We start from the raw sequence: 21,194 nt of genomic DNA on the forward strand, positions 1-21,194 counted from the left end.
TTTGTCATATTCACAAAAAATAATACAAAGTTTTAAGAGTTTCTGTTAAGGAATTGTTACATTTTTAACTTAAATTTGTCACATAACCCTAAATCATTAAACTTATGAGAAACTTTTACGCTCTTTTTTTATTATTTTTTGTAAGCGCTGTAAATGCACAACAGGGCCAAACACTTTTTGCTGAAAAAGCTTGGGTAAATGAATCTGAAGAATGGTCAGATTTTCAATATTCGGGACAAATTATTTTTTCTACGAATGGAAAAACTGAAGAAGGCGCTTTACGAATTGGCAATTATGATTTTTTATATGACCTTTGCGAAGGAAAAGCGAAGTTCTCAAGTAAAACAACTTATAGTTCTGCCGATTTCTCGCATCCAAGAAAACTTAGTGCACAAACAGATAAACAAGGAATCTTAAATTCGACTTACGAAGGAACTTTAATTTTCCAGTCTGACAAAGATTATTACTCTGTAATCTCCCTTGTTACAATATTAGAAAAAGGAGGTAACATTATTGGTGTTAAAATGCGCCTTAAAGAAGGCAATCGAAAAGAATATGCTTTTAGCTTAAAAGAAAAAAGTTAAAATTAATAGAGAATTTGAACACGTTTTCAAATTCTGCAATAAAATTCCCATAATTAAAATGGATGTATTAATTAAAATCAAAGATCGAGAAGGAGTTATACACGAATTACAAGCTCCAACCGATATGGCAATGAATATAATGGAGCTATGCAAAGCATACGAACTTCCTGTTGAAGGAACTTGTGGAGGAATGGCCATGTGCGCTTCTTGCCAGTGTTATGTTCTAAATGATGTTGCATTGCCAGAAATGGGAGATGATGAAGAAGCTATGCTTTCTGAAGCATTTTATGTGAAGTCTAATAGCCGTTTAGGTTGTCAGATACCAATTACTGAAGATTTAGAAGGTTTAGAACTGGAATTAGCTCCTGAATACTAAAAATAGAAAAAGCGAGAATAAAATGGTTCTCGCTTTTTTGTTTTTTTAATACTTTTTTATCAAATCATCCAAAGAAAACTCCTTTAACAATTTGTCCAAATATTTACCTCTACTGCTCAATTCTCGCTGGTAGGGAGCAAACAAACTGGTCGATTTATTCAGTTCGTCATTCAGTTCTTTCAGGTAATTTTCTTCTTCTATTGTCTGCGATGACGCCTTATTAGCGATAAAATCTAAAATTCGTTTGACAGCGATTTCTTTTTCGATAATAGCATTTTCGTCATTATTCAAAGTACAGATTCCGTAAACACCTTTACAGTAATAATTCCATTCTTCTTCTAAAGCATTTTCTACTTTTTCAGGATTTATTTCTCCATTTTCATCAAAAACATTTCCATACGCAAATGCTTTATTCTGATGATTGTTTAAATTCAAAAGCAACTTCTCTTTAAATTCCTTTTTCAATTCTTCATAAGATTCCGTCCTATTCTTCTTAATCAGATCTACAATATTTTGAGCAAAGTATCTTAGGGATATCGTCAATGTATGCTGATCATTTAAAGGTGAACTAATCGATATTTCTGAATTAATTACATAAGAAGGTGACGGAATTAACTTTTTTTCAATAAGCTTATTTAATTCATCATCCGATAATCTTGTAAGTCTTTTGACTTCTTCAAATTCCAGATAATTGTCTACGATATAAGCAAGATTTTCATCTCTCATCTTAATTATTGTTTAAAAAAATTGATGGATCAAAAGGCTCAAATTCTCTTTCAGAAAAAGCTTCGGTCAAAACACCAGACGAACACAACCAAGTAATGGTTTCTTCCAACCTATTTCCTGCTTTATAAATCATTTCGCTATATCTTGGCAGAACATAATATTGATTGTTTAAGAGAATAATTTCATCACCATCGAAAGTATCTCCAATTCTAATAGAGTTTAGCACTTCTTCTTTAGTTAAAACTTCTTTTCCCGCATCCCAAAACCAATATTCAGTAATACGGTTTTTCCATTCTTCAAGAGTTAAAACAATCGTTTCAGGAAGATAAACCCTTACATAAGTTCCTCCAAGAATTCCACTTCCGTATTCTTGAACATACTCTTTATAATCTTCATCAAAAGTTATGTTTAATGTTTTTTCACAAGCCAGAATTTCTTCTTCATCTGCTGTAAATAAATCTGTTTTTTGCGTATTGTAATTTGGAATAATCTTGTAGTTATCGAAATTCATTGTCTTTATTTTTCTAAATTAAAGATATGCCTTTTTTATATTGCCAGTAACTTTTTAAAATTAAAAAACTTCACTCAGACCTTATCTAAAATTTTATTCTTTATAATATTCACTTATTTTATAATTTTTAGTTTTTGTCTGCCATTTATTGTTTACAAAGTTTCTTGTAGTCACGGTTACAAATTCACTATTCATTGCATCTTCTTCTAATTCATAAACCTTACGCAATCCTTTATTGGGTACAACTTCATATTCTGTTGTCATGTGCCAACAGCAGCCAGATTTAGAATATGTAATTAATCTTTTTCTTTTATGATCTGTAACAAACATACCAAGATTTTCAACTACCAAATTGGTTAATTGACTACTCAAAACAAATTGTTTTTTAGTAGAATTATAAACATAAATATCATAAGAAGGACCGCCATATCCACTGTTGTTCCCGTTCCTCACAGCCAAATCTTCTGTTCCGTCAAAATTAAAATCATCAAAAATCAATGGACTTTGTTCACCATAAAGCTGAATAACATTTACTGTTGGTTTTTGTTTTTCATCAAGAAAAAAGTACAAATCGTCTGAAGTCAGCGTTTGAAAAAAACGATTTGAATTTTTATCCACTAATTTTATAACTGCTTTTCCTTCACAATTTTCAGCATTGCAATTATCTACAGAGATCTCAGCAGAATATCTTTTTGAACCATTCATAACTTCAAATTTATTCTGTCCTGCACAAATTCCTGAAATTAGAATTAGTAAATATTTTATATTTTTCATTTTTAATCGGGTTACTGTGATTCTTTCTTGTAAAACTAATCTAAACTAAATTAGAAATCTACTTCCAAAAGCTATAAAATAATTAAAATAAGATATTTAAAATCAAAAAAACCGTAATTACATCACTGCAATTACGGTTTTCTCTTTATAACAATTTTATTTAATCTCTCGATTTATACCAAACCTGCTTTAATTAAATATTCAGCAATTTGGATCGTGTTTGTTGCAGCCCCTTTTCTTAAGTTATCAGCAACAATCCACATGTTTAATGTATTTGGCTGGCTTTCGTCACGACGGATTCTTCCAACAAAAACATCATTTTTACCTTCTGCATATAATGGCATTGGGTATGTAAAGGTATCTAAATTATCTTGAACTACTACTCCATCTGTATGGTGTAGAATTTCGCGAACTTCATTTACATCAAAATCATTTGTAAACTCTACGTTTACCGCTTCGCTGTGTCCGCCTACAACTGGCACACGAACTGCAGTAGCTGTAACTCTAATGGTGTTATCACCAAGAATTTTTTGAGTTTCGCGAACTAATTTCATTTCTTCTTTAGTGTATCCGTTTTCTTCAAAACTATCGCAATGTGGAATTGCGTTTCTGTGAATTGGATATTTATAAGCCATCTCGCCTTGAACTCCAGCGTACTCGTTTTCTAATTGTTTTACCGCTTTTACACCCGTTCCTGTGATAGATTGATAAGTAGAAACAATGATTCTTTTAATGTTGTATTTTTTATGCAAAGGAGACAAAGCCAAAACCATTTGAATAGTAGAACAGTTTGGATTTGCAATAATTTTGTCTTCTTTAGTTAAAACGTCAGCGTTGATTTCTGGAACTACCAATTTTTTAGTAGGGTCCATTCTCCATGCAGATGAGTTGTCGATAACAGTTGTTCCGGCAGCAGCAAATCTTGGAGCCCATTCTAATGAAGTATCTCCTCCAGCAGAGAAAACAGCGATATCAGCTTTCATATCAACAGCTGTCTGTAAACCTACTACTTTATATTTGGTTCCTTTGTATTCGATTTCTTTTCCAACTGATCTTTCTGATGCAACAGGAATTAATTCTGTAACAGGAAAATTTCTTTCTGCTAATACTTTAAGCATTACTTCGCCTACCATTCCGGTAGCGCCTACAACTGCAATTCTCATTTTTATATTTTTAAATAATCAATTAATCTAATTTAGTAACGCAAAAGTAAGTATAATAAAAGTCTCCACAAGGCGATTCACAAAAAATAACAAATTGTTACAAAATAAACAATTTGTAAAAAAACCGCCTCTTTAGAAGGCGGTTAAGTTAGACTTAGTGTAGCGGTATTATATTTTTATTTATTTTTCAATAAATCTCTAATCTGTGTCAATAATTCTTCTTGAGTTGGTCCAGCTGGAGGCGGCGGTGCAACATCTTTCTTTTTAGCGTGATTAATTCCTTTTATTATTAGGAACAAAACAAAAGCCACAATTACAAAGTTAATTACTGCCGATATAAAGACTCCATACTTTACACCTCCAAAAGCAGTTAATTGTTCAATAGTCGATAAATGCGCAGCATCTAAAGCTGGTTTCAACAGCAATGGCGTAATTACATCTTCAATAAATGAGCTGACAATTTTACCAAAAGCAGCTCCAATGATCACCCCGACAGCCAGGTCAACCACGTTGCCTTTCATTGCAAATTCCTTAAATTCTGAAAAAAATCCCATACTTGATCTGTTTAGTTGAATAATAAATGAATATCGAAAATACGCATTTTTATTGGATTTTTTTAAGATTATCTAAAAAATACCCTCTTAACACGCTGCGAAATACTCGTCATTATCTCATACGGAATTGTTTTTAAGGCTACAGCCATCTCTATCACAGTCGGGCTTTCGCCAAAAATAATTACCGAATCGCCTTCTTTGCAATCGATATGGCTTACATTAACCATCAGCATATCCATGCAGACACTGCCAACGATTTTTGCCTTTTGGTTTTTGATTGTTACATATCCTACTTCATTTCCCCATAATCTCGAAATTCCGTCTGCGTAACCAATCGGGATTGTGGCAATTTTGGTTTCTCTATCGGCCATAAAACGTCGTCCGTAACCTACGCTGTCACCTGACGGAATGGTTCTTATTTGAGAAATTATGGATTTCAGAGTTCCGACATTTTCTAAATATTTTTGCTCAGCCGGATCGTTTGAAACGCCATACAAACCAATTCCTAATCGCACCATACTATATTGAGCATCGGGAAAATTACTGATTCCTGAAGTATTCAAAGTATGCCTGATCGGGTTAATATTTAATTCTGACATTAATTTTGAAGACAGTTTTTCAAACAATGCAATCTGCTGTCTAACAAAATCAAAATGCTTAGGATCGTCACTTGTTGCTAAATGCGATAAAATACTTTGAACACGAACTGTTGAATTTCCTTTTAAAGTCGAAATCAGTTCATCGATAGTATTGTTTTCAAAACCCAAACGATGCATTCCCGTATCCATTTTAATATGAATTGGATAATCTTTTAAGTTCTTCTCGCGAGCAATTTTCAAAAAGGCATTTAGCCCTTTTAAGCTATAAATTTCAGGCTCTAATTGATACTGAATCATAGATGGAAAACTTGTCGATTCTGGATTCAGAACCATAATTGGAACTTTTATTCCGCCATTTTTCAGCGATATTCCTTCATCGGCGAAAGCCACTCCCAAATAATCTACTTTATGATGTTCTAAAAGTTTTGCAATTTCTAAACCTCCATTTCCGTAACCAAATGCTTTTACCATTACCATCATTTTGACATTTGGTGCCAATTTTGATTTATAGTAATTAAAATTATGACTTATAGCATCGAGATTAATTTCGAGAATTGTTTCATGCGTTTTTTCTTCAAGAAGCGAAACAATTTCTTCAAACTGAAAAGATCTTGCTCCTTTTATTAAAATGATTTCGTTATTGAAATTCAGATTGTCTATTACAGTAATAAAATCGGCTGTATTCTGAAACATTGTGCTATTTGGAAATTTCGATGCAAAAGAAGAAATTGTTGGGCCAATGCCAATTACACGATTTATTTTATTGTCTGAAATTAGCTGGGCAACTTTAGAATACAATTCTTCATTTGTGAAGCCGCTTTGGAAAATATCTGACAAGATAACCGTTTTAGAAGCGCCTTTTTTCTTTTGGCTTTCTAAGAAATCTAAAGCAATTTTAAGTGATTGAAAATCGGAACTATAACTGTCATCAATAATACTGCAATTGTTGATTCCGTTTTTCACTTCTAAACGCATTCGAACAGGATAAAGCATTTGAATACGGCTTTGAATTGTTTCCTGATCATATTCAAAATGCAATAAAACCAATAAGCAAGAAATAGCATTTTCTATAGAAGCCGAATCATTAAACGGAATTTCTAAATTAAAAGTTTCTTTTTTGTATTGATATTGAATAAAGGTGTGATCGTTTTTATATTCTCTTTTTTCAATAAAAACATCTGCATGTTTATCGGTAAAACTCCATGAAAAAAGTTTTCGCGGATGAATCATATATTCAGCAGCAAACTGAGTCAGACATGATTCTACAACTTCTGTTTTTTGATAGATTATAACTGGACAATCTTTAAACAAAAGTAATTTTTCGTCAATCTTCTGCACTAGGTTTAAAAATCCTTCATCGTGAGCACTTCCAATATTGGTGAGCACACCTATTGTAGGTTTAATTATATTCTCGAGATGAATCATTTCGTTAACGGTCGAAATTCCAGCTTCAAAAATTCCTAAATTATGCTTTTCATTAATTCCAATTACCGAAAGCGGAACTCCAACTTGAGAATTATAGCTTTTAGGACTTCTAATAATATTATAATCAGGACTCAATAAAAAATTAAGCCATTCTTTTACAATCGTTTTGCCATTGCTTCCTGTTAGTCCAATAACTGGAAAATGAAAAAGATTTCTATAATATGCCGCAAACTCCTGAAGCGCCTGAAGTGTATTTTTGACTACCAAAAAGTTAGCTTTATCTGCACAGCCTTCTGGAATATATTGGACAACAAAATTCTGGACTCCGTTTTCTATTAGATCCGGAATAAATAAATGAGCATCATTGTTAACACCCGCCAGAGCAAAAAATAATGTCTGCGATCCGTTTTGAAGAGAACGGCTGTCAATGGAGATATGATCGATTAAAACATCAGTATTTGAGCCAATCCATTTGGCGTTGAGAACTGAAACCAGGCTTTTTAAATTTAGGCTCATTTAGAATTTTCTTTTTTTCAAATTTAAAAAAAGGTTTGCCACGAAATTCCCAAATTTTTACAAATTAATTTCACGCAGATTTAAAAAGATTTAAGCAGATATGCACAGATTTTTTTAATAATTAAATTGGCTCAGATCTGCCTAAATCTGCAGAATCTGCGTGAAAAAATTTTAACCACATAATAAAGGATAATCCCAGATTATAAACCTGAAATCTTTGGCAAAAAAAATAATTCGTGTGAATTCGTGTAATTCGTGGCAGAAAACATTTATTGATTATATTTGTTTTTACACTACAAATTTTCCATGTTTTGAAAAAAGTACTTCCAATATTCTCCTATATATTACATCCGATTTTTATATCACTGTACGCAACTTTGTTTTACTTATTTTACAAAGACGATGTTTTCAGCACAAATGAAAAGTATTTTGTTCTAATTCAGATTTTAGTAATTAACATCGTCGTTCCTATTTTATTTTATTTACTTCTAAAATCAACAGGACATGTAAAATCGATAATGCTGAGCCAGACTTCAGAACGAACAATTCCGCTAATTCTGCAATGCTTTTTGTATATTTTATTAGTAAAAAGAAGTATTGTAATTACCCGTTATCCTGAACTTCATTTCTTTTTCCTTGCTGCTTTATTTAGTACTATTTTGGCATTAGTTTGTGTGCTTTTCAAAACAAAGGCAAGTCTTCACATGGTTGCTGTTTCGGGTTTAACGATTTTTGTTATCGGATTAAACATTCATCTTCAGCTCCATAATCCGTATTGGCCGGCTTTACTTATTTTACTGTCAGGAATTGTGGCTTCATCCCGTTTAGAAATGAATGCGCATACTTCTAGAGAAATATTAATTGGATTGTTTATTGGAATAATGCCTCAGCTTTTGTTTTTATACTTGTGGCTATAAAATATAAAAGATCAATCCCGCATTTAAGGTTTTCATATTGATCTTTTCACCATCCAAAGTTGTTGCTGACTTAAACAACGGACTTAGTCCATAATAAATATAAACATTCCAGGTGTTATATCCAGCAGCTAGATAGGGACCGTACTGAAATTTATTAATATCAACATTGTTCTTGATTTTATATGTTGTTTCGCCATCATCAAGAGTTGAAGCATTTGAAAAAACATAACTTAATTTTACTCCGCCATAAATACGCCAGAATTTAGTGCTTTCGTAAGTCGAATTACGCCATCTGAATTCGATTGGAAGATCTACCGAATATTGTCTGTAACGGTTGGAAACAAATTGCCCGTAATCGTTTACTCCATATATTGTTTTTCCTGATCCGTCCTCAGAAATAGTAAGATTCTGATAATAATTTTGATAGCTTAAACCTAAACCCGCAGCGATAGCAACAGTTCTCGATTTATTAATGGGCATATCGCGCAAAAAACCACCTGAAAGTCCTAGAGAAAACTTATTCTGTTTAAAATCGATTGGAATATCGGTAAACAGATTATAGGTAACCGAAAAATAAAACTGATCTTCTCGATACAAAGAATCAATCTTTATAACTGGTTTTATCTCAGGTTTAACGTCTTCTTGCGCAAAAGAGTTAAAAAAAGTGAGTAAAAATAAGCAGCTAAAAATAATTCGCATATCGTGGTTCGGTTTTTAAAGAGATAATTACAAATAAACGCTTTTTGAATCACATTTATTTCACATACAAATATAATATAATGCGCTCTGCGGTAAAGATGCGAAGTAAAAATATTCTCATTTTGACTGCAAATAAAATTAATTGCTGCATTATTTTCAATAAATCAGCTTGCTGAAATAAAAAATTAATCAATTTTGTTTTTATCTTTTATACCTTTGCAGAGCATGAAGAAAAAGCAGCTCATATTAAGTTTATCTTTTGCTGTAACAATATTGTTCTCGATATTGTTTCAGTCGATACACAGTTATGAGCATATTGTAAAACAGCTTTCAGAAAAACAGTGCCATCATAATTATAATGATCCTAGTGGCGAAATCACGCACCAGCACCATGATTATGACGTTTGTTTTGTTTGCCATTTTGCTTTTGAATCTTTTGTTCTTCCTCAAAATTTCTCTTTTGAATTTCATTCATTTGATAGAGAAACACCTTATTTCTTCCCATTTTCAGAGAAGATTTTTTCTATTTCAAACCCTTCGTATTTCTTGCGAGGGCCGCCTGCAGCTATAGTTTCTTAAGTTTCGATTATTCGAAAAAACATCACATTTCTTTTAATTTAAAATTCAAAAAACATTGAGTTTCCTAATCCTATTTTATCAATCAGGATCAGAATGCTTTATTGTACGTTTTTGATTTTCATTCGAAGAAAAAATTCCATTTAACTATAGCATCATTTTCAAATGAAAAAATTTATAATTGCCCTTATTTTAGGGTTTTCGGGCATGCTTTCTGCTCAAAATTCGGTTTCAGGAACCGTAACCGATAATCAAAATAATCCTTTGCCAGGAGTTTCTGTTTACGCTCCAGAATTACATAAAGGAACAACTACAGACGCAAACGGAAAATACGAATTGAATAATCTTCCAAATGGAAGCCTCCGCATTGCTTTTACTTATGTTGGATATGCCAATCAAAACAAAACAATTGCAAAATTACTGAAGCAAAACACTTTAGATATTACTCTTGAAGAATCAATTTTAGAAATGGATGAAGTTGTGGTTTCTACTCCGTTCAATAAATTACAATCGCAAAACGTAATGAAAATTGAGCACGAAAGCATTAAAACTTTACAGCAAAAAGGAACTTCAACTCTGATTGAAGGTTTGGCAACAATTCCTGGAGTTTCTCAGATTTCAACAGGAACATCTATCGGAAAGCCCGTAATTCGTGGATTAAGCGGTAATCGTGTTTTGGTTTATTCTCAAGGTGTTCGTATCGAAAATCAGCAATTTGGAGATGAGCATGGTTTAGGTTTAAACGATGCAGGAATTGAAAGTGTTGAAGTGATCAAAGGTCCTGCTTCTTTATTATATGGCTCTGATGCTTTGGGAGGTGTTTTATATTTCAATCCTGAAAAATTTGCTGATGCTGGCGATTTTAAAGCCAATTTCAGCCAAAAATATTTTACGAATACTCAAGGGAGCAATTCTTCTATCGGATTAAAAACTTCTACTGACAACTGGAAATTCTTAGCGCGAGGAAGCTACAATACGCATTCTGATTACAAAATTGCTGACGGAGACCGTGTAACAAATTCTCGCTATAACGAAACTGATTTTAAAACTGGAATCGGTTACAGCAATTCAACTTTTTCAAGTGTTTTACGATACAACTACAACAAACTGGATATTGGAATTCCAGAAGATGGAATTGCAGAACAATCTTCGAGCAAAGACACTCAATTTCCTAGACAAGGAATCTTCAACCACTTATTGAGTTTAAACAATGTTATCTTTTTTGAAAACTCTAAACTTGATGTTGATTTAGGATACATTGCCAATGACAGAAGCGAATTTGAAGACAGCAACGAAGCGTCTTTACACATGAAATTGAACACTTTCAATTATAATGCTAAATATCATTTTCCTAAATTCGGAAAAATTGAAACTATTTTAGGCGTTCAAGGAATGCATCAGACCAATAAAAATTCTGGAGAAGAATATTTAATTCCAGATGCTACAACGAACGATTTTGGTGTTTTTGGAACTGCAAATTACGAATGGAACAATAGCGTTATTCAAGCCGGATTGCGTTTTGACAACAGAAATATTACTTCAATCGCACACGGAACTGAAGGCGAAGAAGGATATTTTTTGCCACTTGATAGATCTTTTGACAGTTTTAATGCCTCTTTAGGATACAAAACAAAATTAGCGGAACCATTAACGCTTCGTTTAAATGTTGCTACAGGATTTAGAGCGCCAAACTTAGCAGAATTAACTTCAAACGGTGTTCATGAAGGAACAAATAGATACGAAATTGGAAATGCAAATCTGAAAACAGAGCAAAACGTTCAGACCGATTTAAACTTAGAATACAAAAACTCACACTTTGAGTTTTTCGTAAACGGATTCTATAATCATGTAAACAACTATATCTACACTTCGCCAACAGGAGAAGTTCTAGACGATAATGATGTTTTTGCTTATGTTCAAGATAATGCCCAATTATACGGAGGTGAAGTTGGTTTGCACTTTCACCCGCATCCATTAGATTGGCTGCATTTTGAAACTAGTTTTGAAACGGTTACAGGCAAAAAAGAAAACAAAGATTATTTGCCTTTGATTCCTGCAAATAATTGGAATAATACACTTAGAACTGAATTTAATATCAAAAACTGGCTAAGCGAAGGTTTTGCTTCGCTAAATGTTTCTTCAACCTTCAGCCAAGACAATGTAAGCGGTTTCGAAACAGCTTCTAAAGGTTACACTTTGGTAAATTTAGGTTTTGGAGGAACAGTTAAATTAGGAAAAACAGCTTTCGACATTAACTTAAACGGAAACAATCTATTTGACAAAAAATATATTGCACACCTTTCTAGATTAAAAACAGACGGTATTCCGAATATTGGAAGAAATATCGTTTTGGGCGTTAATTTTAATCTGTAACAATTTCAAACCATATAAGTCATATATGTAAAATTAAGCAAAACGTTTAAATGAACTCACATCACTTATATGGTTTAATTTTTCATTTCAATTTTCACAACAAAAAGTGCTATTTTTGTTACAACAGATAAAAACTAACTATGAAAAAAACATTTTTATTAATGGCAATTACAACCGCAGGGGTTTCCTTTGGACAAGGCAAAATGCAATACCCAGAAACTAAAAAAGGAGAAACTGTTGATGTTTATTTCGACACCAAAGTAAGTGATCCGTATCGTTGGTTAGAGGATGACAAATCTGCCGAAACGGGTGCTTGGGTAAAAGCTGAAAACGACGTTACCTATGATTATTTAAATAAAATTCCTTTTCGTAACGAGCTTAAAAAACGAATGGAAACACTTTGGAATTACGAAAAAATCGGAGCTCCATTCAAAGAAGGAAAATTCACTTATTATTCAAAAAATAACGGCCTTCAAAATCAATCTGTAGTTTATAGAAAAGATGAAAACGGAAAGGAAGAAGTTTTCTTAGATCCGAATACTTTTTCTAAAGACGGAACAACTTCGCTTGGAGGTTTAAATTTTTCTAAAGACGGAAACAAAGCGGCTTACTCAATTTCTGAAGGAGGAAGCGATTGGAGAAAAGTAATTATCATTGATGCGCTTTCTAAAAAAGTTTTAGAAGACACTTTGGTTGATATAAAATTCAGTGGAATTTCTTGGCTTGGAAATGAAGGTTTCTACTACTCTAGCTATGACAAACCTAAAGGAAGTGAATTATCTGCCAAAACAGATCAGCACAAATTGTATTTCCATAAACTGGGAAGTCCTCAAAAAGAAGATAAAGTAATTTTTGGCGCCGATCAAAAAAGAAGATATGTAGGAGGATATGTTACTGAAGACAATCGTTATCTGGTAATTACAGCAGCTAATTCGACTTACGGAAATGAATTGTATATTAAAGATCTAACCAAGCCAAACAGTCCAATTGTTACCATCTTAGACAACTTTAACAGCGACAGTGGAATTATTGAAAATGAAGGCAGCAAACTGTTTATAGAAACCGATCTTAATGCTCCAAACAAACGTGTTGTAACGGTTGATGCGACAAATCCGAAACCGGAGAATTGGAAAGATTTTATTAAAGAAACCAAAGATATATTATCGCCTTCAACTGGTGCAGGATATTTCTTTGCCAATTATAGTAAAGATGCTGTTTCGTTTGTACAGCAATACGATTACAGCGGAAAACTGGTTCGCGAAATCAAACTTCCTGCTGTTGGAACTGCGGGCGGATTTAGCGGCAAAAAAGAAGATAAAATTTTATACTACAGCTTTACCAATTACACAACTCCAGGAAGCATTTATTCTTTGGAGCCAAAATCTGGTAAATCTGAAGTTTATCAAAAACCAAAAGTAGATTTCAAAAGCGAAGATTACGAGTCTAAACAAGTTTTCTATACTTCTAAAGACGGCACAAAAGTTCCGATGATTATTACGTATAAAAAAGGAACAAAACTGGATGGTAAAAACCCAACAATCCTTTACGGATATGGCGGATTCAATGTTAGCTTAACTCCAAGTTTCAGCATTGCTAATGCAGTTTGGATGGAAAACGGAGGCGTATACGCAGTTGCCAATTTAAGAGGTGGCGGTGAATACGGAAAAAAATGGCATGATGCGGGAACAAAACTTCAAAAGCAAAATGTATTTGATGATTTTATCGCTGCAGCAGAATATTTAATTGCTCAAAAATATACTTCATCTGATTATTTAGCTATTCGCGGAGGATCTAACGGAGGTTTATTAGTTGGCGCAACGATGACTCAACGTCCCGATTTAATGAAAGTGGCTTTACCAGCTGTTGGAGTTATGGATATGCTTCGTTACAACGCATTTACAGCAGGTGCAGGATGGGCTTTTGATTATGGAACTGCTCAAGACAGCAAAGAAATGTTCGAATACTTAAAAGGATATTCTCCAGTTCACAACGTAAAACAAGGAACTCATTATCCTGCAACTATGGTAACTACTGGAGATCATGACGATCGTGTAGTTCCTGCACACAGTTTTAAGTTCGCATCTGAATTACAGGAAAAACAAACAGGAGAAAATCCAGTTTTAATTAGAATTGATGTTAAAGCAGGACATGGTGCAGGAAAATCTGTTGCCGCTACGATTCAAGAGAACGTGGACATCCAAGCTTTTACACTTTATAATATGGGTTTTAAAGCTCTGCCTTCGAAGTAAGATTTTAAACTAACTTTTTTTAAGCCACGAATTCACGAATTATTTTCTGAATCTCGTGGCTTTCTTTTTTTGTTTCACGCAGATTTTGCAGATTTAAGTCGATTTAATTTAAAAAAATCTGCGCGCATCTGCTCAAATCATTTAAAATCTGCGTGAAATAAATTCGTGGAAATTAGTGCAATTCGTGGCAAACCTTTTTAAATTTGAGAAACTTAAAATTTACACAATGGAAATTATAAAATGGGGAATTATAGGCTGCGGGAATGTAACCGAAGTTAAAAGCGGACCCGCTTTTCAGAAAGCTCCAAATTCGGCTTTAGTTGCAGTGATGCGAAGAGATGCGGCTCTTGCTGAAGATTACGCCAAACGTCACAACGTTCCAAAATGGTATTCGAATGCTGAAGATTTAATAAATGATCCAGATGTTGATGCCATTTATATCGCCACTCCTCCATCTTCTCATAAAGAATATACTATTTTATGCGCTAAAGCTGGAAAACCAGTTTATGTAGAAAAACCAATGGCCTTGACGTTTGAAGAATGCAACGAAATGATCAGCGCTTGTAAAGAAAATAACGTTCCTTTGTTTGTTGCTTATTACAGAAGAGCTTTACCTCGTTTTTTAAAAATAAAAGAAATTATTGATCAAGGAAAATTAGGAACAATCAGACACGTCAATTGTGTTTTGTATCATCCTTTTGAAGCACGTTACGATGACGAAATCAATCTTCCGTGGACTGTTTTACCGCATATTTCAGGAGGTGGAATCTTTGTTGATTTAGCTTGCCATACTTTAGATTTCCTAGATTTTGTTTTAGGCCCTATAAAATCAGTTCGTGGACATGCAACTTCTCAATTAATGGCTTATCCTGCCGAAGATGCGGTTTCAATGTCATTCTTATTTGAAAATGGAATTCACGGATCTGGCATTTGGAATTTTGCAAGTTTTGAACGTTACGATAACACTGAAATTGTAGGTGATAAAGGTAAAATCTCGTTCTCTACTTTTGGAAATGACCCGCTACATATTCAATATGCAAATGGAGAAAAAGAAACCATTATTATAGAAAATCCGCTTCACATTCAACAACCGTTTATTGAAACTGTTATTGCTGAATTATTAGGAAATGAAGGTGCTTCTCCATCTAAAGGAACGTCTGGTGCCAGAACCACTTGGGTTATTGATCAAGTTTTGAAAGAGTTTAGAGAGAATTCGAAATAGATGTCACTGTTTATCATTTCGAGGAATGAGAAATCACAGAAAATGCGCATAAAAAAGAGGATATTCTTTCGAATATCCTCTTTTTTTTAAACTATAAACTATAAAAAAAATGGAAAAACTATAGGCTGTATTTCACACCTAATGTTAATCCTAAACCAGAAATTCCAACATAAGAACTTAACTCGTCCATTTTATCATTTGGTCTAGTTGTATCAGCTGTATCTGGTGTTGCAGTGTTCGGATTAAACAATACATTATTAGAATTTACATCTAATTTCTTGTGATAATTTGTATATCTCTGTGATGTATTTCTAGTTGCTAACGCATCTTGTCCATTTACTGTATATTCTGTAGTTTCTTTAGTCTTACCATGAACAGTAAAGTTACGGTATTCTAACTCTGCGAAAGCAGAAATGCGTTTTCCTAATTTATAAGATGTTCCTAACGCTGCCATAAATCCAATTGTTGGATTTGGTTTTACAACATCTTTAGAATAGATATTATTTTTAGCTACTTGATTAGCCCCTACATAAGTTAAAAGCTCTCTATCGGTTTTAATATCTAATGTACCGTGAATTGGCACAATAACTCCAACTTTAGTATATGGTTCAAAACCATGAGCATCACCTAAAAACATTACAATAGAAGGTGCTAAATCAAATGCTTTGATTTGTCCTTCAGCTGTAAAACTAATGTATGTAGCCGCAGTAGTAGCTGGATCGTATCCATAAAGTCTATCTGTTGTTTGAGCCATAGTCTTGCTATTACTGATATAATAGTTTGCAGACATTTCAACTCCTAAACGAGTAGAAAAACGGTAACCAGCAGTAATACCACTTCTGAAACCTTGCCCAAAAGAACCTGTTATGCTTTCTCTTGAAACTAATTTATTGTTAGTTAAAGTACCTGAATATACATCTCTGTTTGGTGCCTGACCTCCCACTTCTGGAAACTCAGTTGAAGCTGTTTGATTGAAATATGATCCTCCTAATTTGAAATACCAGCTTTCTGGTTTCTCTGCTTTTTCTGTTTGCGCCATTGTAGCCATTGAGCAAACTAATAATCCTAATAAAAATAGGTTCTTTTTCATAATTTTGATTTATTGATTAGTACAAACATAGAATATTTTAACACATTCTTACCATTTGTAAAGTTAGACTTGGAACGAAAACGTTGTAATTTGGCGCAATATTACTAAAAAAGTATTATGCATGCATATTTTTAACATAAAAAATTAACATATGTTTAAATTTTAACTGTTAATTTTTTAGTTTAGTTTAAAATTAATCTGCATTTTCTCCAATTCCTGCAATAATTCAGCTGAAATTTTAACCTTCAGACGACGGCTCGGCATCGTTAATTTGGTTACCACTTTTATTTCTTCAATTTCATTCACTTCCTGAATCTTAGTATCTTCCATCGCGCTATCTTCATTTTCATTCTCAGCTTCAAAAACAGCATCTTCGGCTTCAAAATCGGTTGGCGTTTCTACCTCAACCAAGCGCTTTATTTTTTCTAATTCCATAATTTCAAAAGTCACAGAATTCTCCCCTTTGTTTTCAGCAAACAAATGGCTCAGTTTATGAATAAACTCCGGATGAAGATCTTTGATATTTAAAAGAACAATCAATTTCTTAGCAAAAGCTTCCAGAATATCCTGCAGCTGGCGAATCTCAACGAACTGCATTCTAGGATCGGATTTCTTTCCTGTATCGTGATTGACCCATCCGTCTTTGATTAATATTTTCAAAAAGGCAAAATTGTTCTGAATCAAGAAGTGGCGGAACTTTAAATATTCCTCCCCAAAAATCTTAAACTCATAACTTTCATCATAACCTTCTAAGTTGAAGGCTGCCCAGCCTTTTCCGTTTTTGGCAACACGATGTTGTACGTTATTAATGATTCCGGCAAACATTAAATTCTTGCCGACATATTCATTCATGCTTTTCAGCGCTTCCAAACGAGAATTGCAGAAATATTTCATTTCAAATCTAAAATCATCAAGCGGATGTCCCGAAATATAGATTCCAACAACTTCTTTTTCTTTGGCCAGTTTTTCCATTGTGCTCCAGTCTTCGCATGGAGGCACAACTGGTTCAGCGATTTGTACTTCGCTAGTTTCTCCGAACAAACTTACCTGAGACGAATTTTCATTTTCCTGAAATTTCGATCCATAACGCATTGCTTTTTCGTAGAACGTAATTCCGTCTCCATCATCGTGGAAATATTGTGCTCTGGTTGTTCCTTCAAATGAATCAAAACCTCCAGCAAGTGCTAAATTTTCAATCGCCTTTTTGTTAGCGGCGCGCAAATCAATTCGCTTCGCTAAATCAAAAATCGATTTATATCTTCCGTCTTTTCTGTTTTCTACAATGGTTTCTACAGCGCCAGAACCTACACCTTTGATAGCTCCCATTCCGAAACGAACTGCATAATCATCGTTTACCGTAAATTTATAGTATGACTCGTTTACATCTGGACCCAAAACTTGTAATCCCATACGTTTACATTCTTCCATGAAGAACGAAACTTGTTTGATATCGTTCATGTTATTCGAAAGTACCGCCGCCATATATTCTGCAGGATAATGCGCTTTCAGATAAGCCGTTTGGTACGCAATCCAAGCATAACAAGTCGAGTGCGATTTGTTGAAGGCGTAACTCGCGAAGGCTTCCCAGTCTTTCCAAATTTTCTCCAGAATCTTGGCATCGTGACCTTTTGCAGCAGCTTGTTCAACAAACTTCGGTTTCATTTTATCTAGTACATCCTTTTGTTTCTTACCCATCGCTTTACGCAAGACGTCGGCCTCACCCTTTGTAAATCCTGCCAAAGACTGAGACAAAAGCATTACCTGCTCTTGGTAAACAGTAATTCCGTAGGTTTCAGATAAATATTCCGCACAGGCATCTAAATCGTATTTGATTTCCTCGTCGCCATTTTTTCTTCGAACGAAAGACGGAATATACTCCAAAGGTCCCGGACGATACAATGCGTTCATGGCAATTAAATCTCCAAATACCGTTGGTTTCAGATCTTTCATGTATTTCTGCATCCCAGGTGACTCGTATTGGAAGATTCCAACAGTTTCACCTCTTTGGAAAAGCGCATACGTTTCTTCATCATCAATCGGGAAAGTATCTGGGTTCAGTTCAATTCCTGTTCTATATTTTACCAGCTTAACGGTATCTTTTATCAGCGTAAGGGTCTTCAGACCCAAGAAGTCCATTTTCAGCAATCCGGCACTTTCGGCAACCGAGTTATCAAACTGTGTTACATATAAATCGGAATCTTTTGCAGTTGTTACAGGAACATAATTCGTAATATCCGATGGCGTAATGATTACTCCACAAGCGTGAATTCCCGTATTACGCATCGATCCTTCAAGGATTTTTGCCTGCTGAATGGTTTCTCCAGCCAAATCATCTTCATTGGCAATCGCGATTAATTCTTTTACATTATCAAATTCGTCTGAACGAAGCGCTTTTTTTACCTCGTCTTCACTCTCCGAAATAAAACGCGCCAAATTCCATTTTGACGGCATCATACCTGGAATCAATTTCGCAATTCTATCAGCTTCAAATAATGGTAAATCCAATACACGAGCCGTATCACGAATAGCCGATTTAGTTGCCATTTTACCATACGTGATAATCTGAGCCACCTGTTTTTGGCCGTATTTATTGATTACGTATTCCATTACACGACCACGACCCTCGTCATCAAAGTCGATATCAATATCGGGCATCGATACACGGTCAGGGTTTAGGAAACGCTCGAAAAGCAAGTCGTATTTAATCGGGTCAATATTGGTAATTCCGAGGCAATATGCAACGGCAGAACCCGCTGCAGAACCACGACCAGGTCCTACCGAAACGTCCATATTTCTAGCTTCGGCAATGAAATCCTGTACAATCAAAAAGTAACCCGGATAACCTGAGTTTGAAATCGTCATTAACTCAAAATCCAAACGCTCTTGAATAGATTCGGTTATTACGCCGTATCTTCTTTCAGCTCCTCGCATTGTAAGGTCTCGCAAATAAGCATTTTCACCACGAACCCCATTGTCTTTTTCGTCTTCAGGATCGACAAATTCTTCCGGAATATCAAACTTCGGAAGCAATACGTCACGATAAAGCGAATATCCTTCAACCTTATCTATAATTTCCTGAATGTTGATAATGGCCTCTGGCAAATCAGCAAAGAGTTTTTTCATCTCGTCTTGCGACTTGAAGTAGTATTCCTGATTTGGAAGTCCGTAACGGTAGCCACGTCCACGCCCAATAGGCGTTGCCTGCTTTTCACCGTCTTTTACACACAACAAAATATCGTGCGCATTGGCATCTTCCTTATTTAAATAATAAGTATTATTAGTAGCAATTAACTTTACATCATGTTTTTTAGCAAACTCAATCAGGGTTTTATTCACACGATTTTCGTCTTCCTGATTGTGGCGCATCACTTCCAGATAGAAATCTTCGCCAAATTGTTCTTTCCACCAAACTAAAGCTTCTTCTGCTTGGTTTTCACCAATATTCAATATTTTACTTGGAATCTCTCCGTATAAATTCCCAGACAAAACCATGATATCTCCTTTATATTGCTCCACAATCGCACGGTCAATCCTAGGAACATAATAAAATCCGTTTGTATAAGCAATCGAAGCCATTTTGGCCAAGTTGTGGTAACCCGCTTTATTTTTAGCCATCAAAACAACCTGATAACCGTTGTCTTTTTTGCTTTTATCTAAGTGATTTTCGCAGATATTAAATTCACAACCTACAATTGGTTTCACTTCCGTTTCTGTTGGTTCTTCACCCGCTTCAACTAAGGCTTTATTTTTTCCAGAAGCGGCTTTGTTATGATTCATAACAGCGCTCACAAAATGGAAAGCTCCCATCATGTTTCCAGTATCGGTCATGGCAACCGCAGGCATTCCGTTTTTGGCTGCAGCCGCAACAATATTCCCAATTCCGATAGTAGATTGAAGTACCGAAAACTGTGTATGATTATGTAAATGCGCAAATTTTGCTGCTTTAAAATCAGCTTTATCTTCTTCTGAAACAACATTTTGGGTGTCTTCTCCAGCTAAAGCTTTAAGCTGTTCTCTAATTTTATCAGAAGCCGCTTTTAAATTAATGTGTTTTAAACCAATTAATTTAAATGGCTCTGGATTTCGTTGTTGAAAGTCTTTGAAATATTCTTTCGGAACGTCTAATTCCTCTTTAGTAAAAACCTCTCTTCTAACCAATTCAAGGAAACAACGCGTAGTTGCCTCAACGTCGGCAGTTGCGTTGTGCGCTTCCGCGAATGGCTGATCGAAAAGATAGCTGTGTAATTCGGTAAGCGTAGGAAGTTTGAATTTTCCTCCACGACCTCCCGGAAGCTGTAATAATGAAGCAGTAACTTCAGTACAAGTATCCAAAACTGGCATAGAACTCATTTGAGACTCCACTCCCATTCTATGAAATTCGGCTCCCATAATATTAACGTCGAAACCTAAATTCTGACCAACAATATATTTGGTTTTGCTTAAAGCAATATTGAATTTCTCTAAAACTTCGGCCAAAGTGATTCCATCGGCTTCAGCCAATTCAGTCGAGATTCCGTGAATACGTTCTGCATCATAGGGAATGTTAAATCCTTCAGGTTTTACCAAATAATCCTGATGTTCGACAAGCTGTCCCATTTCGTCATGAAGCTGCCAAGCAATTTGTATACAGCGAGGCCAGTTGTCAGAATCGGTAATCGGGGCATCCCAGCGTTTTGGTAATCCGGTTGTTTCGGTATCGAATATTAAATACATAGAGTTGTAAAAGTCAAATTTTTAAGCTCCAAATTCCAAATCTTACACATTGCAAAACATTGACAACATGAAACATAACAAAATGCGAAATGAAAAATCGGAGGAATTCAAATTTACGCTTTTTTTA

Annotated in this window: 16 protein-coding genes; 7 read left to right on the forward strand and 9 right to left on the reverse strand. The window is 34.5% G+C overall.

Annotation, left to right across the window (positions count from 1 at the left end):
- Positions 1–104 precede the first annotated feature (104 nt).
- Positions 105–584, forward strand: a complete 480-nt coding sequence (locus RB618_RS03880) for a hypothetical protein (protein WP_308067560.1) — start codon at positions 105–107, stop codon at positions 582–584.
- 58 nt (positions 585–642) lie between these two features.
- A complete protein-coding gene (locus tag RB618_RS03885) occupies positions 643–960 on the forward strand; it encodes a 2Fe-2S iron-sulfur cluster-binding protein (RefSeq protein WP_091490641.1) in 318 nt (105 codons plus the stop codon).
- A 45-nt stretch (positions 961–1,005) separates the two neighbouring features.
- Here RB618_RS03885 and RB618_RS03890 read toward each other — a convergent pair whose 3' ends face one another.
- From RB618_RS03890 to RB618_RS03915, 6 genes are all read right to left on the reverse strand, one after another.
- Positions 1,006–1,686: a DUF6058 family natural product biosynthesis protein gene (locus RB618_RS03890; protein ID WP_308067561.1), complete on the reverse strand. Its 681-nt coding sequence runs from the start codon at positions 1,684–1,686 to the stop codon at positions 1,006–1,008.
- Between the two features lies 1 nt (position 1,687).
- The gene (locus RB618_RS03895) at positions 1,688–2,197 is read right to left on the reverse strand and encodes an SMI1/KNR4 family protein (RefSeq protein WP_308067562.1); all 510 of its coding nucleotides are present in this window, start codon (positions 2,195–2,197) and stop codon (positions 1,688–1,690) included.
- Positions 2,198–2,290: 93 nt separating this feature from the next.
- The gene (locus tag RB618_RS03900; protein WP_308067563.1) at positions 2,291–2,971 is read right to left on the reverse strand and encodes a hypothetical protein; all 681 of its coding nucleotides are present in this window, start codon (positions 2,969–2,971) and stop codon (positions 2,291–2,293) included.
- 173 nt (positions 2,972–3,144) lie between these two features.
- Complete coding sequence (locus RB618_RS03905) at positions 3,145–4,134, reverse strand: aspartate-semialdehyde dehydrogenase (RefSeq protein WP_308067564.1); 990 nt, start codon at positions 4,132–4,134, stop codon at positions 3,145–3,147.
- A 176-nt stretch (positions 4,135–4,310) separates the two neighbouring features.
- The gene (gene mscL / locus RB618_RS03910) at positions 4,311–4,688 is read right to left on the reverse strand and encodes a large conductance mechanosensitive channel protein MscL (RefSeq protein WP_274255096.1); all 378 of its coding nucleotides are present in this window, start codon (positions 4,686–4,688) and stop codon (positions 4,311–4,313) included.
- A gap of 68 nt (positions 4,689–4,756) precedes the next feature.
- Entirely contained in the window at positions 4,757–7,228 is a 2,472-nt protein-coding gene (locus RB618_RS03915) for a bifunctional UDP-N-acetylmuramoyl-tripeptide:D-alanyl-D-alanine ligase/alanine racemase (protein WP_308067565.1), read from the reverse strand.
- Between the two features lie 311 nt (positions 7,229–7,539).
- Here RB618_RS03915 and RB618_RS03920 point away from each other — a divergent pair, with 311 nt between their 5' ends.
- A complete protein-coding gene (locus tag RB618_RS03920) occupies positions 7,540–8,145 on the forward strand; it encodes a hypothetical protein (protein WP_308067566.1) in 606 nt (201 codons plus the stop codon).
- On the opposite strand, the gene RB618_RS03925 is transcribed toward RB618_RS03920, so the two are convergent.
- A complete protein-coding gene (locus RB618_RS03925; protein ID WP_308067567.1) occupies positions 8,140–8,844 on the reverse strand; it encodes a porin family protein in 705 nt (234 codons plus the stop codon). The two genes, RB618_RS03920 and RB618_RS03925, sit on opposite strands and share 6 nt — an antisense overlap.
- Positions 8,845–9,069: 225 nt before the next feature.
- Here RB618_RS03925 and RB618_RS03930 point away from each other — a divergent pair, with 225 nt between their 5' ends.
- The 4 genes from RB618_RS03930 (at position 9,070) to RB618_RS03945 (ending at position 15,264) form a co-directional block, all read left to right on the forward strand.
- A complete protein-coding gene (locus tag RB618_RS03930) occupies positions 9,070–9,423 on the forward strand; it encodes a hypothetical protein (RefSeq protein ID WP_308067568.1) in 354 nt (117 codons plus the stop codon).
- Between the two features lie 162 nt (positions 9,424–9,585).
- Positions 9,586–11,793 (forward strand): TonB-dependent receptor domain-containing protein, encoded by a 2,208-nt coding sequence (locus tag RB618_RS03935; protein ID WP_308067569.1) that lies wholly within the window; start codon positions 9,586–9,588, stop codon positions 11,791–11,793.
- A gap of 140 nt (positions 11,794–11,933) precedes the next feature.
- Complete coding sequence (locus tag RB618_RS03940) at positions 11,934–14,042, forward strand: prolyl oligopeptidase family serine peptidase (protein WP_308067570.1); 2,109 nt, start codon at positions 11,934–11,936, stop codon at positions 14,040–14,042.
- A 226-nt stretch (positions 14,043–14,268) separates the two neighbouring features.
- The gene (locus tag RB618_RS03945; protein WP_308067571.1) at positions 14,269–15,264 is read left to right on the forward strand and encodes a Gfo/Idh/MocA family oxidoreductase; all 996 of its coding nucleotides are present in this window, start codon (positions 14,269–14,271) and stop codon (positions 15,262–15,264) included.
- A 118-nt stretch (positions 15,265–15,382) separates the two neighbouring features.
- Here RB618_RS03945 and RB618_RS03950 read toward each other — a convergent pair whose 3' ends face one another.
- Together RB618_RS03950 and dnaE are read right to left on the reverse strand one after the other, a co-directional pair.
- A complete protein-coding gene (locus tag RB618_RS03950; RefSeq protein ID WP_308067572.1) occupies positions 15,383–16,354 on the reverse strand; it encodes an outer membrane beta-barrel protein in 972 nt (323 codons plus the stop codon).
- Between the two features lie 177 nt (positions 16,355–16,531).
- Positions 16,532–21,067, reverse strand: coding sequence for a DNA polymerase III subunit alpha (gene dnaE, locus RB618_RS03955; RefSeq protein ID WP_308067573.1), 4,536 nt, complete (start codon positions 21,065–21,067; stop codon positions 16,532–16,534).
- Positions 21,068–21,194: the final 127 nt, after the last annotated feature.

Source organism: Flavobacterium sp. LHD-85, from assembly GCF_030929595.1.
In the GTDB taxonomy this organism is placed as follows: domain Bacteria; phylum Bacteroidota; class Bacteroidia; order Flavobacteriales; family Flavobacteriaceae; genus Flavobacterium.

Bases quoted from the DNA above. Each gene is read 5' to 3' on its own strand.
- RB618_RS03880 (WP_308067560.1), top strand. From the start codon at position 105: ATGAGAAACTTTTACGCTCTTTTTTTATTATTTTTTGTAAGCGCTGTA.
- RB618_RS03885 (WP_091490641.1), top strand. From the start codon at position 643: ATGGATGTATTAATTAAAATCAAAGATCGAGAAGGAGTTATACACGAA.
- RB618_RS03890 (WP_308067561.1), bottom strand. From the start codon at position 1,686: ATGAGAGATGAAAATCTTGCTTATATCGTAGACAATTATCTGGAATTT.
- RB618_RS03895 (WP_308067562.1), bottom strand. From the start codon at position 2,197: ATGAATTTCGATAACTACAAGATTATTCCAAATTACAATACGCAAAAA.
- RB618_RS03900 (WP_308067563.1), bottom strand. From the start codon at position 2,971: ATGAAAAATATAAAATATTTACTAATTCTAATTTCAGGAATTTGTGCA.
- RB618_RS03905 (WP_308067564.1), bottom strand. From the start codon at position 4,134: ATGAGAATTGCAGTTGTAGGCGCTACCGGAATGGTAGGCGAAGTAATG.
- mscL (WP_274255096.1), bottom strand. From the start codon at position 4,688: ATGGGATTTTTTTCAGAATTTAAGGAATTTGCAATGAAAGGCAACGTG.
- RB618_RS03915 (WP_308067565.1), bottom strand. From the start codon at position 7,228: ATGAGCCTAAATTTAAAAAGCCTGGTTTCAGTTCTCAACGCCAAATGG.
- RB618_RS03925 (WP_308067567.1), bottom strand. From the start codon at position 8,844: ATGCGAATTATTTTTAGCTGCTTATTTTTACTCACTTTTTTTAACTCT.
- RB618_RS03930 (WP_308067568.1), top strand. From the start codon at position 9,070: ATGAAGAAAAAGCAGCTCATATTAAGTTTATCTTTTGCTGTAACAATA.
- RB618_RS03935 (WP_308067569.1), top strand. From the start codon at position 9,586: ATGAAAAAATTTATAATTGCCCTTATTTTAGGGTTTTCGGGCATGCTT.
- RB618_RS03940 (WP_308067570.1), top strand. From the start codon at position 11,934: ATGAAAAAAACATTTTTATTAATGGCAATTACAACCGCAGGGGTTTCC.
- RB618_RS03945 (WP_308067571.1), top strand. From the start codon at position 14,269: ATGGAAATTATAAAATGGGGAATTATAGGCTGCGGGAATGTAACCGAA.
- RB618_RS03950 (WP_308067572.1), bottom strand. From the start codon at position 16,354: ATGAAAAAGAACCTATTTTTATTAGGATTATTAGTTTGCTCAATGGCT.
- dnaE (WP_308067573.1), bottom strand. From the start codon at position 21,067: ATGTATTTAATATTCGATACCGAAACAACCGGATTACCAAAACGCTGG.